This is a genomic window from Brevundimonas sp. RM1 (assembly GCF_052907225.1).
In genome coordinates, this window is record NZ_JBRERY010000010.1 from 61,972 (window position 1) to 75,947 (window position 13,976).

Consider the following 13,976-nt stretch of genomic DNA (forward strand, 5'->3'; position numbering starts at 1 on the left):
CAACGGAAAACCAGCTTGGCCGTTCCCTCAATCGCCCTCGTCGTCGCCCGCGCCAGGAACGACGTCATCGGTCGCGACGGCGACCTGCCCTGGCGACTGCGCTCGGACCTGCAACGTTTCAAGGCCGTGACCGTGGGCAAGCCCTGCATCATGGGCCGCAAGACGTGGGAGAGCCTGCCGTTGAAGCCCCTGCCCGGCCGCCTGAACATCGTCCTGACCAAGGATGAATCCTACGCCGAGGCCGGTCTGGCCAAGGGCGCCGTGGTCTGCGCCACCCTGGACGAGGCCCTGTCCATCGCGCGTGAACAGGCGGCGGAGGACGGCGTCGACGAAGTCTGCGTCATCGGCGGCACGGCGATCTTCGCCGCCGCCCTGCCCCGCGCCAAGCGTCTTTACATCACCGAGGTCGAGGCCGAGCCTGAAGGCGACGCCGTCTTCCCGCCCTTCGACGAAACCGCCTTCGTCCGCACCGCGTTCGAACCGCACGAAGCGGGCGAGAAGGACGACCACGCTTTCGCCTTCACCGTTCTGGATCGTCGCTGAATCAAGGAGAGCCGAATGATCGTCGCCACCACCAATGACCTGGCCGGTCATCGCGTCGTGCGTCAACTGGGCGTGGTGCGCGGCATCACCGTGCGCTCGCGCAACGTCATCTCCGACGCCATCGGCGGGGTGCAGTCGATGATCGGCGGCAAGGTCGGCGCCTACGTCAAACTGGCCGAGGCGGCGCGGCAGGAAGCCTATGACGACCTGATCGCCCATGCGCAGGAGATCGGCGCCAACGCCATCCTGGCCATGCGCTACGACGCCAATGAAATCATGCCCGGCGTGACCGAGGTTCTGGCTTACGGCACCGCCGTGGTGGTCGAACCCGTCTGAAGCTAGCGGGCGATCGTCACGCTGACCGGCGCGCGGGCGGCCACGGCCTTGGCGGTCGAACCCATCAGCCAGTTGACCAGGCCCTTGCGGTCGCCCGTACCCACGACGATGTGGTCCGCGCCCAGTTGAGCGGCGGCGGCGATCAGGGCGTCAGGGACATCATGACCCTCGATCGTCACAGCCTCGACCGATTCGCAGTGACGGCGGGCCTCGGCTGTCGAGCGGGCTAGGATGGCCTCCTGCTCCTCGACCTTCCAGGCGCGAATGTCGGGGTGGCCGCTGGCCGAACTGAGTGGATTGACCGCCACCAAGACCAGCTTGCCGCCCTTCGCCTTGGCCAGTTGCGCCGCCAGACGCACGGCCGCTTCGGCGTGCGCGCTGCCGTCGATGCCGCAGACGACGACGGACGTTTCCTGTTCCGCCATCACCCTCTCCTTCAGAGACCCAGCGCCGCAGCGACCTGCGCGGCGATCTGGTGGAAACGGCCGGACGCCGGATGCTGCGGGTCAGCGGCGACCAATGGCCGCCCCGCATCGCCCGCGCGGCGTATCGCCCCGTCCAGCGGCAGATCGCCCAGATAGGGCGCATTCAGGCGCGCGGCCTCGGCCTCGGCGCCGCCGGTCCCGAATACTTCGCCGCTCATGTTCTCGATCAGACCCAGGGTCGGCACGCCGACCTTTGCAAACAGGGTATGCGCCCGGCGCGCATCGGCCAGGGCCACTTCCTGCGGCGTCGAGACGATCACCGCCCCATCCAGCGGCGTCTTCTGGATCAGGGTCAGCTGTACGTCGCCGGTGCCCGGCGGCAGGTCGATGACCAGGACGTCCAGCGGCTGCTCTTCCGTGCCCCAGCGCGTCTGGGTCAGCATCTGGGTAATGGCCTGCGACGCCATCGGCCCGCGCCAGATCATCGCGTCCTCGGCCTTGGTCAGCAGGCCGACCGACATGGCTTTCAAGCCGTACGCCGTATGCGGGACCATGGCCCCGTCCTCATAGGCGGGCTGGCCCGACAGGCCCAGCATGGTCGGCAAGGACGGGCCATAGACATCGGCGTCCAACACCCCGGCCGACAGGCCGCGCGCCGCCAACGCCGCCGCCAGGTTGACCGCAACCGTCGACTTTCCAACGCCGCCCTTGCCGCTGGCCACGGCCAGGACGCGCTTCACATGGGCAGGGCGATCCGTCGGGACCGGCGCCTTGGGCCGCCCCTGATCGGTCGCGGCCTTCGACAGGCCCGCCGTACGGCGCGGCGCGGCGGCCACAGCCTCGGCGGTCAGGACGACCGACACGCGCTCCATGCCCGGTATCGCCTTCAGCGCCGTTTCGGCCGCGTCGCGCACGGGGGCGTACAGCGCCGTTTCCTTGGCTGGAACTTCCATGACGAAGCCCGCGCGGCCGTCGGCCACAACCAGCCCCTGCACCAGCCCGGCCGTCGCCAGCCCCTGGCCCGACTTCGGGTCGGTCACGGCGTCGAGGGCGGCGAGAACGGCGGCGCGGTCGGTCACGATGGAGACTCCTTGTGGCTCGACGGACTTGCCGGGCCGGTGACGGGCGTTCTATCGCCCTAAGCGTCCGTTCGCGAGTTGATCCTTTGTCCCAGCCCCTCGTCACCCTGATCGCCGGCCCCACCGCCTCAGGCAAGTCGCGCTTGGCGATGGAGCGCGCGCGCGAAACGAATGCCGTCATCATCAACGCCGACAGCCAACAGCTGTACGCCGACCTGCGCGTGCTGAGCGCCCGCCCGTCGGCTGAGGATGAAGCTGCGGTCTCGCATCGCCTCTACGGCGTCGCTGACGCCGCCGACGCCTGGTCAGTCGGTCGGTGGAATCGGGCTGTCATGGACCTGCTGGCCGAACTGGCGTCTGAGGGTCGCCCCGCCCTGCTGGTCGGCGGCACCGGCCTCTATTTCAACGCCCTGACGAAGGGGCTGGCCGATATTCCGCCCATACCGGTCGAAACTCGCGACGCCGTTCAGGCCGAGTTCGACGCTGAAGGCGAAACCGCCTTCCGTCGCCGCCTGGCCGAAGTCGACCCCGTCGCCGAAGCCGCCGTCTTTCCCGGCGATCGGCAGCGTCTGGTTCGCGCCCTCAGCGTGCATCGCGCCAGCGGCCGCGCGCTCAGCGCCTGGAAGGCCGACACCCGACCGCTATTGCCTCCCGACAGCTACGATACCCTCGTCGTGGAGCCGTCGCGCGATCGTCTTTACGCCTCATGTGACGCTCGGGTGGATCTGATGATGGCGCACTGCGCGCTGAACGAGGTGCGCGCCCTCGTCGCCCGCGATCTGGACCCGGACCTACCCGCCATGAAGGCGGTCGGCGTGCGCGAACTGGCGGCGCATCTAAGGGGCGAACTGTCGCTGGGCGACGCCGTCGACGCCGTGAAGCAGTCCACCCGCAACTACGCCAAGCGTCAGTTGACCTGGTTCCGCAACCAGCAGAGGGATTGGCCCCGCCACCCCGGTTTCGCCTGAACTTCTTCGCCAGCCCCTTGGAAGGCCGCGTCGCCCATACTATATTGATCCTGCTCGGGTTCGCCCGAGCTATGGCGATAAACGCGCCTGTAATAAGCGGACCGGACCCGGGTGCGATTCCCGGCGGCTCCACCAACTTCTTCCCCGCGTTATCGGCGGAGGCAGCATGGGGCCGACTAGCATCGACGGACGTGTAAAGAGGATTGCTTTCGCTCGTCCTGGCCCACCGTATCGGGCCTTTATCTAACTGCGAACGATAACTTCGCTGGAGAAGTCCGCCTCGCCGCGTAATGCGGTTCGGTTGATTTCGAACACTTAAGTCCTAGGGGTTCAGATCCTTAGGCGGGGCCCGGGGGGCGCCTGGCAACAGAAGCCCCCCACTTCCTTAGGAGTCTGGCGACAGAATCCCGGCGCTTGTCCCGACATCGAAATTCCTTTGCCGCAGGCGACTCTGCGTCTTCCGTCGCTCGCCTTGGGCGGGTAACAGTCGCGCGTTCCCCTTTCTTGAGGCGCCGATGACGGATCAAACTCCCCCTGTCGACGAGATGCATTATGAGCAACTCGCCCAGGACGCCCTGCGCGGCGTGATCCGCCTGGCGCTTGAGCGCGCGGCTGAGCCCGAGGGCATTCCCGGCGCCCACCACTTCTACATCACCTTCAAGACCCGCGGCGCCGGCGTCAGCGTCCCGCCGGACGTCCTGGCCAAATACCCGGACGAGATGACGGTGGTGCTGCAACACCAATATTGGGATCTGGCGGTAGAGCCTGACCTGTTTTCGGTGATGCTGAAGTTCGGCGGCGCGCCCAAGGTGCTGACCGTGCCCTACAGCGCCGTGGTCCGCTTCTACGACCCCAGCGTGCAGTTCCTGCTGCAGTTCGACGAGCCGGAAATCGTCGAGGCCGAGATCGCGCCCCTGTCGCCGCCGGCGCGCGACCCGGACGCCGCCCCGCCTCCACCCTCGGACGACGACGGCCCGAAGGTCGTTTCGCTGGACCAGTTCCGCAAGAAATAACGTCTTCGCGCCAAAGGGCGCGCAACCTTTGGCTGCAGATAAGCGTTGCCGTAACCTCCCCTTCCTTACCTAAGCGAGGTCGCTTCCATGCGTCTGTCTCTCATGTCCGCCGCCGCCGTCTCCCTGACGCTGGCCGCCTGCAGCCAGCCTGAAGCGACGCCGCCGGCGGAAACCCCGACCGCCTCGACCGAGGCCGCGCCCGCAACCGTTGAAACCGCCGCTGCTGACTGGAACGCCCTGAACACCCAGATCGGCAAGTATCCCAACGAGACCAAGCTTCTAGAAGACAGCGCGATCACGGCTGATTTGAAGACGCTGCTGGGCGACAAGTTCGACGTCCTGACGACCAATATGCAGACCCAAGCGCCGCTGCAAAAAGACGGCGCCGTCCTGTTCACTTCGGGCAACAAGCAGCATGAGGGCGGCGTCAACGCGGCCTATCTGCTGATCGACCCGGCGACCAAGGCGCTGGAAGTCGGCCTGTGGGAAGGCGGCAAGCTGACCACCTACAAGACCGCCGGCTCGAACATCGCCAAGCCGAAAGACGTACAGACGCTGATCTCGAACGCGGCAGGCTGAACCGCTTCTAGACTGACCTTAGATAGGGGTCGCGCCCGGCGCGGCCCCTATTTTCGTGGCTCTATTTGCGGGGAAAGACTCGAATGGTGATGCGCTCGCGCTCGCCTTCGCGGCGCTCGACCAGCAGGCGGGCGACCTGGCTGTCGTCGTGGAACAGATAGCCCTTGATGGCGTCCAGAAGGGCCTTGGCCAGGTTGTCCAGGTCCATCCATGGCGGGTCGCCGACGTGCTCCATCACGATCTCGACGACATAGTCGCCCCACGATGGTCGCGAAGTCCATTCCTTGCGCATGAACTCATAGACCAGCGGCTTGTAGTATTTGGCCTGGGTGGTCAGGCCGTCGATGGCGATCTCGACCGCCTCGCCCTGCTCGCGCGCCCTGACCTTTCCGGTTCCGATCCAGCCGTCCACGCGCCGTCCGCCTTTCGTGAAGTGCGGCTCGCCTTGCCCCGCCGCGCCTGCGTGCTACACCGCCCGGCATCTTCCCGCCACGCCTGAGAGACGAGTCCCGCGCACATGAGCAACGTTCGTATCGAAACCGACACCTTCGGCCCCATCGAGGTCGCCGCCGATCGCTATTGGGGCGCCCAAGCCCAGCGTTCGCTCGGCAACTTCAAGATCGGCTGGGAAAAGCAGCCCCTGCCGGTCGTGCGCGCCCTGGGCATCGTCAAGCGCGCCGCCGCCGAGACCAACCGCGACCTGGGCAAGCTGGATCCCAAGCTGGCCGACGCCATCATCGCCGCCGCCAATGAAGTGATCGAAGGCAAGCTGAACGACCACTTCCCCCTGGTCGTCTGGCAGACAGGTTCGGGCACCCAGTCGAACATGAACGCCAATGAGGTGATCTCGAACCGCGCCATCGAGATGCTGGGCGGCGAGATGGGCTCCAAGAAGCCGGTCCACCCCAACGACCACGTCAACATGAGCCAGTCGTCGAACGACACCTATCCGACGGCCATGCACGTGGCCTGCGCCGAGCAGGTGGTCAACGACCTGATCCCCGCCCTGAAGCATCTGCACGCCGCCCTGGACGCCAAGGCCAAGGCCTGGGCCCACATCATCAAGATCGGCCGCACCCACACCCAGGACGCCACGCCGCTGACGCTGGGCCAGGAGTTCGGCGGCTACGCCCATCAGGTCGCCATGGGCATCGAGCGCATCGAACTGACCCTGCCGCGCCTGATGGAGCTGGCCCAGGGCGGCACCGCCGTCGGCACCGGCCTGAACGCTCCGATCGGCTTCGCTGAAAAGGTCGCGGCCCAGATCGCGGGCATCACCGGCCTGCCCTTCACCACGGCGCCGAACAAGTTCGAGGCCCTGGCCGCGCACGACGCCATGGTCTTCACCCACGGCGCGATCAACACGGTCGCCGCCTCGCTGTTCAAGATCGCCAACGACATCCGCTTCCTGGGCTCGGGCCCGCGCGCGGGTCTGGGCGAACTGTCGCTGCCGGAAAACGAGCCGGGCTCGTCCATCATGCCGGGCAAGGTCAACCCGACCCAGAGCGAAGCCCTGACCCAGGTCTGCGCCCAGGTGTTCGGCAACAACGCCGCAATCTCCTTCGCCGGTTCGCAGGGCCACTTCGAGCTGAACGTCTACAACCCGGTGATGGCCTACAACTTCCTGCAGTCCGTGCGCCTGGTCGCCGACGCGGCCATCAGCTTCACTGACAACTGCGTCGTCGGCATCGAGCCGCGCGAGGACAACATCAAGCACGGCCTGGAAAACAGCCTGATGCTGGTCACGGCCCTGAACGCCAAGCTCGGCTACGACACCTGCGCCAAGATCGCCAAGACGGCGCACAAGAACGGCACCACCCTGCGCCAGGAAGCCGTCGGCGGCGGTTATCTGACAGACGCCGAGTTCGACGAATACGTTCGTCCCGAGAAGATGATCTCGCCGCAGTAAGCCGCGTTTATCGCCAGACATGAAGACGCCGGCCGGGTTCGCCCCGGCCGGCGTTTTTCATGCTCAGTCCTTGTCGCGAATGGTCCGCCCCACGGGCGCCAGCGACAGCTTAGCCAATTCGACGTTCTTCAACGCGAACGGAATGCCGATCAGGCTGACGAACTGCGGGACGGCGATCAGGATATGCGCCAAGGCGATGTACCAGCCCGCCAGCACCAGCCAGATCACATTCAGCCCGACGCCCAGACAGCCTGCGCCCAGATCGGCCGGGTTCGGATCGCGCCAGACGATCTCGCGCCCAAACGGCCAGAAGGAATAGCTGGCGATCCGCCACGCCGAAAACGCCCACGGCAGGCCTACGACCGTCAAGGCCAGCAACAGCCCGCCGAACAGCCAGGCCAGGCCTGAGGCGAACCCGCCCAGGAAGAACCACAGCAGGTTCAGGATCAGTCGGATCAAATCGGTCGCTCCTTAGCGTCAATCAACCCTCTTCATATGGCGAAAGGCCCCGCTGATTGCAGCGGGGCCCGGGATGAAATCGCGGTAAGGCGACGCCTTAGTGTTTCTCGGTCCAGCGCGCCTTGGCTTCGTCCTGGGTCATGTTCAGATGGACGTGCTCGTCCACGTGCGTGACCCAACTGACAGGGATCATATGGTGCTTGAAGCCTGAACCGAGATCCAGCTTCGCCAACTCGATCTGGTCGCCCATCACATGATCGACGCGGCCGACATGGCGGCCGTCCGAACCGACGACTTCCTGATGTTCCTTGATCATCGAGGCGTTTATCATTGACGCTCTCCGTTACTATGGGGACCGCCTCGGAACGGCCTGGCCGCTAGAGGGTTCACCGCAAAGCCAGGCGAGGAAGTTCACAATGTCGATGATCATTCACCACGCGCCGCAGTCCCGCTCGACCCGCCTTCTGTGGCTGCTGGAGGAACTGGGCGCCGATTATCGCATCCACTACGTCGACATTCTGCGGCGAGAGGGCCAGGGCCGAACCGATCCGGCCAACCCCCATCCGCTGAAGCAGGCCCCGGCGCTCGAGATCGACGGCCAGGTGCTGATCGAATCCGTGCTGATCTTCCTGTTCATGACCGATCGCCACCCCGAGGCAGGCCTGGCGCCGGGACCGGCCGATCCGCGCCGGGCGGAATATCTGTCGTGGCTGGGCCTCTACAACAATGTGCTGGAGACGGTGCTGACGTCCAGTCCGCCCGCCGGTTGGAACGAGACGCAGAAGGCCGCCTATGCCGAACTGGACCGGCGCTGGCGCACGGCGATCCAGGGCGGCGACTACATCCTGGGCGACTTCTCGGCCCTCGACATCCTGTTCGGCAGCCTGCTGCAGTGGTTCCGCGCCGCCATGCCTGCGGGCGAGCCTTATGACGCCTATGTCCAGCGCATCGGCGCCCGCCCGGCGCTGAAGCGCGCCTGGGCCAAGGACAGCCCGGACGGTCATATCTGATGGGTGAGATCGTCAACCTGAACAAGGCGCGAAAGGCCCGCGACAAGGCCGCCGCCAAGCGGACGGCCGAAGCCAACCGCCTGACCTTTGGACGCACCCGCGCCGAACGTGATGCAGCCAAGGCCGAACGCGACCGCGACGCAGCCCGCCTGGACGGTCACAAACTGGACGACGACGCCGACGCCTAGACCGTCACGACACCTGGGCCGAAGCGCGCTCCAGCAAGGCGGCCGGCGTTTCATCCGGCTGCATCTCGGCGACGCCGACGTCGAGCTCCACCACGAAGGGCGAGCGGTTCGGCCCCGCGTCGAAGGCGGTGCAGGCGATCACCGCCGCGATCCGTTCCGCCGTCAGCCGCGCCGCAGCGTGATCCGTCGCGGGCAAGGCCAGGGCGAAGGTTTCCGACGACAGACGGGCGGCCGTGTCCTCCACCCGCACCAGGCGCGACACCATGGCGCCGATCTGGGGCATGGCCCGCTCCAGCCAGCCGCCCGCACGGACCGCCGCCATGGTTTCGCTATTCGGCACGCGCAGGACGCACACGGACAGGCGTCGGTTCCGCTCACGCGCGCCCTTGGCGATGCGCGCCAAATGCGCCGCGAACAGGTCGCGACTGAACAGTCCGGTCTCAGGGTCCATCAGGTCGCAACCGCGTACGGCGTCCAGGGCCCGTCTCAAGCCCTGCCGACGGCGATGATTGCGCGCCAGGGCCAGCACCCGCTCGGCCGCTTCCTCCTCTGAAGTCTCTGCGGCGGCGACGTCTGCGAAGCCTCGTTCAAACAAGGCAGCCAGATCAGGCTCGACCTTCTCGCGCAGATAGAGGGTCAGGGGGATATGATAGAGGCGCGTGTTGCGACGCATGCCCGCCGCGATCGACAAGGCCGGCGCATGGTCCCGATCGCCCCACAGCACAGCGGCGTCGAACGCTCGCTCATGCAGATAGTCGAAGGCCGTGTAGGGAGTCGGCGCCGCCACAGCCTCTGCGCCCGCCGCCGCAAGGGCGTTGGACAGGGCCAGGAAACGGCGGTCGGCCGCACCCGCCGTCAGAACCTGCAACGGCGTGTCGCCCATCGTCGGCTCAGGCAGGTCGACGCCGTGCCCTGCAAACGTCGCACGACGCAGCCTGAATTCTTCCTCGGCCACCGCCGCGCGCGTCAACTGCTCCAACCGGAAGGCCGTCTGCAAAGGATGCGGATGGGTCGACACAACCAGATCGCATCCATCGCCTCCAGGATCTGACGCAGCGCCCAGACCCAGGATCGACAGATAACGCGGGGCGGCGGCGCTGCGCAGGCGCTCCAGCCCGCCTTCAGCCAGGCTCTTCAACTCGACCACGGCCGCATCCACAGGCAGGTCCGACACCGCCAGAAGCGCTGCATTCAGCGAGCGCGCCGTCACGGTACGCCATCCTAGTCGGTCCAGTCCTTCGCAAAGCGAGCCAAGCTGATCGTCAGCGTCGGCGACGACCAGAACGCGCGGATCAGATTCCAAACACTGTCTCCTTGGCCTGGGCGGCTCGCCCCCGCGACCGCTCCAGAACCGCCATGATACCGGCGCCGACGAGGCCCGCAATGGGCAAGGCTGATCATCCGATGACGACATTGGGACTTCTCACCTTGCTGCGAATGGGGTTAATCCGCCCCCTTCGTTGACGATCGAGACTGCCGATTGACCTTTTCCAAGCCGATCACGGCCCAACCCCGGCTCTGGCTGCGCCTGATGACTCGGGCTTTCAGCCGCAGTTGGGGTCGCGACGTCATGCTCTATACGGGCGGCGTGTCCTTCTTCGCCCTGCTGGCGTTGTTCCCGGCCATCGCCATCCTGATCGGCTTCTACAAGGCCGTTCTGACCATCGGACAGGTCAGCGAGCAGGCCGCCGCCCTGGCGGACGTCATCCCTTCGGCCGCGCGCACCCTGTTTCTGAATGAGATCGATCGCCTGGCGAACGCCTCGGCGCGCACCGTCTCGGCCCAGAGCGCCATCGCCCTGGTGATCGGCGCCTATGCGGCGCACCGTGGGTTCAAGGCCCTGCTGGCCGGATTGAACCTGATCCACGACGAGACCAACCCGCTCGGCTTCTTCAAGTTCAACATGCTGGCCTTCCTGGTCGCGCTGGCCGCCTTCGTGCTGTTCACCATCGTGTCGGGCGCCGTGGTGACGTCACGCCTGATGGAGCACGCCTATGCCGATCAGCCCGTCGGCTGGCTGGCCCTGCCGCTGGACGGCCTGTGGCCCGCCCTGGGTCTATGGCTGGGGCTGACCATGCTCTACCGCTACGCCATGGCCCACGCCAAGCGCGTCGCCTGGAAGGCGGCGATCATCGGCGGCCTGGTGGCCACGGTCATGTCCACCTTCTTCTCCTGGCTGTGCACCATCTATGTCGAGCAGATCGTCCACCTGGGCGCGACCTACGGCTCGGTCGGCGCCGTGGTGGTGCTGCTGATCTGGCTGTCATGGAACGTCAACGCCGTCTTCTACGGCGGGGCCTTCGCCACGGAACTGGAGATCGAATGGGAGACCCGCGCGGTTCCGCCCGAGCCAGCCGCCCTGCCCGAGACCGTCGTCAATCTGTCAGAGCGGCGCCAGTCTCGACAGTGATGCTCAGGACGCCGTCCGTCTCGTCGATCTGAACCACGCGGCCGCCCAGGTCCTGCATCAGGAACGGCACGTCGATCCGCGCCATGGCGTCCGTGGCCAGCAGGGTCAGCCGGACGCCCGCCTCTCGTCCCTCCAGCGCCTTGCGTAGGCGCAGGCTGGGCACCGGGCATTTGTGGCCACGCGCGTCCACCGTCATCACAGCCTCGCTCATTCCGACACGGCGTCCGTCAGCAGCCCCAGGGCCGTCCGCACGCTTTCCAGCCGGATCGCGTCGCGGCCGATGTCGCCGAAACGCTTCTCCAGATGCACGGTGCGGCCGTTGGGGCCGTGCGCAGCGAAATGCACCAGCCCTACCGGCTTCTGCGGCGAACCGCCCCCAGGGCCCGCGATGCCCGTCACAGACACGGCGATGGAGGCCCGCGAGCGCGCCACGGCGCCTTCAGCCATGGCGCGGGCCGTCGATTCGGACACGGCGCCGAAGCTCGCCAACAGATCGCTGCCCACGCCCAGCATCTCGACCTTGGCCTCGTTGCTGTAGGTGACGAACCCGCGGTCCAGCACGGCGGACGAGCCTGCAATCGCCGTCAGCGCGCCCGACACCAGCCCGCCCGTGCAGCTTTCAGCCGTGGCGATCATCAGGCCCTTCGCCTCCGCCCGACGGATCACAGCCTCGGCGATCGCCTCGATATCCTGCGGCAACATAGGAATTCGCTCCGTCCACGAGTCGTCATAGCCTCACCGGACGGAATCAGCCGCCCGACGTCGAAAGCAGCGAATGACCGATCAAACTCTGACGACGGCGCATCGCAAGGTCGATGCGATAACACCTGCGGCCTTCGCCGTCGCCGTCTTCACCTCGGCCAGCCTGGTATTCGTCGTTCAACCGATGACGACCAAGCTGGTGCTGCCGCTGCTGGGCGGGTCGCCGTCGGTGTGGAACACCGCCATGGTCTTCTTCCAGGCGGCCCTGCTGGCGGGCTATCTCTACGCCCACCTGCTGCAACGCATCCCGTCGATACGGGCGCAGGCGGTGATCCACCTGGTGCTGTTGGCGGCCGCAGCCCTCTTCCTGCCGCTCAGCATCACCCAGGCCCTGGGCGATCCTGACCCGGCCGCGCCGATCGGCTGGCTGCTCGGCGCGCTGGCGTTGTCGGTCGGCGCCCCGTTCGCCGTTCTGTCAGCCACGGCGCCCCTGTTGCAGGCCTGGTATGCGCGCGTCCGTGCAGGACGCCCCGACGGCGCCAACCCCTATGTCCTGTACGCCGCCTCCAATCTGGGAAGCTTCCTGGCCCTGTTGGCCTATCCCGCCCTGATCGAGCCGCTGGCCTCCCTGTCGGGACAGAGATGGGGCTGGACCGTGGGCTATGGCGTCTTCGCCATCATGCTGGTGGGCCTTGCGATCCTCATGCCGCGCGCGGCGAGCATCACTCAGCCCCAGAAGGCGGCTGAACGCAGCCCGCCCATTCCCTGGCGTCGGAAGGTGGTGCTGGTCCTGCTCGCGGCCGCTCCATCCAGCCTAATGCTGGGCGTCACCGCTCACCTTTCGACGGACGTGGCCTCCGCTCCCTTCCTCTGGGTCGCGCCCCTAGCCCTCTATCTGCTGACCTTCGTCATCGCCTTCCAGGCGAAGCCGTGGATTCCCCTGCACATCACCCTGATGCTGCAGGCCTTCCTCACGGTGCTGATCGCCGCCCTGGTCGGGATGACGACCGGCCAGTGGCTGGCGCTGCTGGGCCTTCACCTTCTGGGTTTCTTCTTCACCGCCCTGATGTGCCACCAACAGATGGCGGCGCGACGGCCAGCGCCGGACCGCTTGACGGAATTCTACCTGTTGCTGTCGCTGGGCGGCGTGTTGGGCGGCGCCTTCACCGCCCTGATCGCGCCGGTCGTGTTCGAGACGGTGTTGGAATATCCGCTGGTCATGGTGTTGGTCTGCCTGGCCCGTCCCTGGCTGGGCGATCGTCCCGCCAAACATGAAATCTGGCTGATGGCCGCCGGTTTGGCGACCGCCGTCTTCGTCCCCCTGCTGTTCGAGATGCTGCGCTACAACCCGTCTCTGAGAACGGCCTTCAGCGATTTCGGCCTGACCACGACGGCGCAGATCATTCTGGGCGTCGCCGCCATTCTCGCCTTCGTGGTTCGGGATCGAGTGCTCATGTTCACGGCTGTCGTCGCGGCCATGACCCTGTCCGCCCACTACATCGGCCGCGGCTATGACTGGAGCCTGTCCGAGCGCAGTTTCTTCGGCGTCATGCGTGTGGCGGTCACGCCCGACCCCAAGCTGGGCGGCGACATCCATGTGCTGATGCACGGCACCACCTTGCACGGCGCCCAGGCCCGCCATCCGGACTTCGCCTGCGCCCCGACCATGTATTACGCCCGCACCACGCCCCTGGGCCAGGCGGCCGAACTGATCCAGGCCCGCGGCCCGGCCGCAGTCATCGGCGTGGTGGGCCAGGGCTCCGGCGCCATGGCCGCCTACAAGCGCGCCACGGATCAGATGTCCTTCTTCGAGATCGACCCCATGGTCGACCGCATTTCGCGCGATCCGAACTGGTTCACCTTCATCTCGGACTGCGCCGACGGGCCGATCCGCACGGTGCTGGGCGATGCGCGGCTGACGCTGAACAAGGAGCCTCGCCGCACGTATGACCTCCTGGTCATCGACGCCTTCTCGTCCGACGCCGTGCCGACCCATCTGCTGACCCGCGAAGCGATCGAAGGCTATCTGAAGCTGCTGAAGCCCACAGGCGTCGTTGTGCTGCACCTGTCCAACCGCAATCTGGAGATCACCCTGCCTGCCGTCGCGGCCGCACGCGAACTGGGCGCAGCCGAACTGCATCAGGTCTATATTGAGAACCCAGAGGCCGCCCTGATGGCCGAAGCCTCGACCGAGGCCCTGGTCATCTCGCCAACCGCCGAGGGGCTGGCTGACTTCAAGGCTGACGGCCGCTGGCGCAAGCTGGAGCCGACCAAGGTGCGGCCGTGGACCGACGACTACGTCAACCTGTTCGACGCCCTGATACGCAGCATGAAGGCCCGCGTCGGCTGAGGCGC

18 protein-coding genes and 1 other RNA gene are annotated in these 13,976 nt (G+C 66.7%); 11 read left to right on the forward strand and 8 right to left on the reverse strand.

Features of this window, described 5'->3' with window-relative positions; translation table 11 throughout:
* Positions 1 to 15 precede the first annotated feature (15 nt).
* Together ACU5AP_RS10825 and ACU5AP_RS10830 are read left to right on the forward strand one after the other, a co-directional pair.
* Positions 16 to 543: a dihydrofolate reductase gene (locus ACU5AP_RS10825; protein ID WP_128720116.1), complete on the forward strand. Its 528-nt coding sequence runs from the start codon at positions 16 to 18 to the stop codon at positions 541 to 543.
* Between the two features lie 15 nt (positions 544 to 558).
* Positions 559 to 879 (forward strand): YbjQ family protein, encoded by a 321-nt coding sequence (locus tag ACU5AP_RS10830; protein WP_003165113.1) that lies wholly within the window; start codon positions 559 to 561, stop codon positions 877 to 879.
* A gap of 2 nt (positions 880 to 881) precedes the next feature.
* Here the strand turns inward: ACU5AP_RS10830 and ACU5AP_RS10835 are convergent, their stop codons facing one another.
* Positions 882 to 1,304, reverse strand: a complete 423-nt coding sequence (locus ACU5AP_RS10835; RefSeq protein WP_446681231.1) for a universal stress protein — start codon at positions 1,302 to 1,304, stop codon at positions 882 to 884.
* Positions 1,305 to 1,315: 11 nt separating this feature from the next.
* Entirely contained in the window at positions 1,316 to 2,383 is a 1,068-nt protein-coding gene (locus tag ACU5AP_RS10840) for an Mrp/NBP35 family ATP-binding protein (RefSeq protein ID WP_003165115.1), read from the reverse strand.
* Positions 2,384 to 2,469: 86 nt separating this feature from the next.
* On the opposite strand from ACU5AP_RS10840, the gene miaA reads away from it, so the two are divergent.
* The 4 genes from miaA to ACU5AP_RS10860 all read left to right on the forward strand — a co-directional run bounded on the left by miaA (position 2,470) and on the right by ACU5AP_RS10860 (position 4,943).
* Entirely contained in the window at positions 2,470 to 3,351 is an 882-nt protein-coding gene (gene miaA / locus ACU5AP_RS10845) for a tRNA (adenosine(37)-N6)-dimethylallyltransferase MiaA (RefSeq protein ID WP_128720118.1), read from the forward strand.
* 13 nt (positions 3,352 to 3,364) lie between these two features.
* Positions 3,365 to 3,733: a transfer-messenger RNA gene (gene ssrA, locus ACU5AP_RS10850) on the forward strand.
* A 133-nt stretch (positions 3,734 to 3,866) separates the two neighbouring features.
* Positions 3,867 to 4,364 carry an SspB family protein gene (locus ACU5AP_RS10855; RefSeq protein WP_046652932.1) on the forward strand — a complete coding sequence of 166 codons (498 nt, stop codon included), beginning with the start codon at positions 3,867 to 3,869 and terminating at the stop codon, positions 4,362 to 4,364.
* 87 nt (positions 4,365 to 4,451) lie between these two features.
* A complete protein-coding gene (locus tag ACU5AP_RS10860) occupies positions 4,452 to 4,943 on the forward strand; it encodes a hypothetical protein (RefSeq protein ID WP_128720119.1) in 492 nt (163 codons plus the stop codon).
* A 61-nt stretch (positions 4,944 to 5,004) separates the two neighbouring features.
* Here the strand turns inward: ACU5AP_RS10860 and ACU5AP_RS10865 are convergent, their stop codons facing one another.
* Positions 5,005 to 5,355, reverse strand: a complete 351-nt coding sequence (locus ACU5AP_RS10865) for a RusA family crossover junction endodeoxyribonuclease (RefSeq protein ID WP_125900891.1) — start codon at positions 5,353 to 5,355, stop codon at positions 5,005 to 5,007.
* A 105-nt stretch (positions 5,356 to 5,460) separates the two neighbouring features.
* Here ACU5AP_RS10865 and fumC point away from each other — a divergent pair, with 105 nt between their 5' ends.
* The gene (gene fumC, locus ACU5AP_RS10870; protein WP_128720120.1) at positions 5,461 to 6,852 is read left to right on the forward strand and encodes a class II fumarate hydratase; all 1,392 of its coding nucleotides are present in this window, start codon (positions 5,461 to 5,463) and stop codon (positions 6,850 to 6,852) included.
* 63 nt (positions 6,853 to 6,915) lie between these two features.
* On the opposite strand, the gene ACU5AP_RS10875 is transcribed toward fumC, so the two are convergent.
* Together ACU5AP_RS10875 and ACU5AP_RS10880 are read right to left on the reverse strand one after the other, a co-directional pair.
* Entirely contained in the window at positions 6,916 to 7,311 is a 396-nt protein-coding gene (locus ACU5AP_RS10875; protein ID WP_046652936.1) for a YccF domain-containing protein, read from the reverse strand.
* A gap of 97 nt (positions 7,312 to 7,408) precedes the next feature.
* Entirely contained in the window at positions 7,409 to 7,642 is a 234-nt protein-coding gene (locus ACU5AP_RS10880) for a DUF2171 domain-containing protein (RefSeq protein ID WP_003165122.1), read from the reverse strand.
* Positions 7,643 to 7,727: 85 nt separating this feature from the next.
* On the opposite strand from ACU5AP_RS10880, the gene ACU5AP_RS10885 reads away from it, so the two are divergent.
* Both ACU5AP_RS10885 and ACU5AP_RS10890 read left to right on the forward strand, forming a co-directional pair.
* Complete coding sequence (locus ACU5AP_RS10885; RefSeq protein WP_128720121.1) at positions 7,728 to 8,321, forward strand: glutathione S-transferase family protein; 594 nt, start codon at positions 7,728 to 7,730, stop codon at positions 8,319 to 8,321.
* On the forward strand, positions 8,321 to 8,509 hold the full coding sequence (locus tag ACU5AP_RS10890; RefSeq protein WP_046652937.1) for a DUF4169 family protein: 189 nt from the start codon (positions 8,321 to 8,323) through the stop codon (positions 8,507 to 8,509). Before ACU5AP_RS10885 ends, ACU5AP_RS10890 begins: the two co-directional genes overlap by 1 nt.
* Positions 8,510 to 8,513: 4 nt before the next feature.
* On the opposite strand, the gene ACU5AP_RS10895 is transcribed toward ACU5AP_RS10890, so the two are convergent.
* Positions 8,514 to 9,812: a diguanylate cyclase domain-containing protein gene (locus tag ACU5AP_RS10895; RefSeq protein ID WP_446681232.1), complete on the reverse strand. Its 1,299-nt coding sequence runs from the start codon at positions 9,810 to 9,812 to the stop codon at positions 8,514 to 8,516.
* Between the two features lie 177 nt (positions 9,813 to 9,989).
* Between ACU5AP_RS10895 and ACU5AP_RS10900 the strand changes: the two genes are divergently transcribed.
* Positions 9,990 to 10,919, forward strand: a complete 930-nt coding sequence (locus ACU5AP_RS10900; protein WP_312120892.1) for a YihY/virulence factor BrkB family protein — start codon at positions 9,990 to 9,992, stop codon at positions 10,917 to 10,919.
* On the opposite strand, the gene ACU5AP_RS10905 is transcribed toward ACU5AP_RS10900, so the two are convergent.
* Together ACU5AP_RS10905 and ACU5AP_RS10910 are read right to left on the reverse strand one after the other, a co-directional pair.
* The gene (locus tag ACU5AP_RS10905) at positions 10,885 to 11,130 is read right to left on the reverse strand and encodes a sulfurtransferase TusA family protein (RefSeq protein WP_128720124.1); all 246 of its coding nucleotides are present in this window, start codon (positions 11,128 to 11,130) and stop codon (positions 10,885 to 10,887) included. The two genes, ACU5AP_RS10900 and ACU5AP_RS10905, sit on opposite strands and share 35 nt — an antisense overlap.
* Complete coding sequence (locus ACU5AP_RS10910) at positions 11,127 to 11,621, reverse strand: CinA family protein (protein ID WP_198478703.1); 495 nt, start codon at positions 11,619 to 11,621, stop codon at positions 11,127 to 11,129. The genes ACU5AP_RS10905 and ACU5AP_RS10910 overlap by 4 nt, the downstream gene beginning before the upstream one ends.
* Positions 11,622 to 11,694: 73 nt before the next feature.
* Here ACU5AP_RS10910 and ACU5AP_RS10915 point away from each other — a divergent pair, with 73 nt between their 5' ends.
* Positions 11,695 to 13,971 (forward strand): spermidine synthase, encoded by a 2,277-nt coding sequence (locus ACU5AP_RS10915; RefSeq protein ID WP_128720126.1) that lies wholly within the window; start codon positions 11,695 to 11,697, stop codon positions 13,969 to 13,971.
* The last annotated feature ends 5 nt before the right edge of the window (positions 13,972 to 13,976 follow it).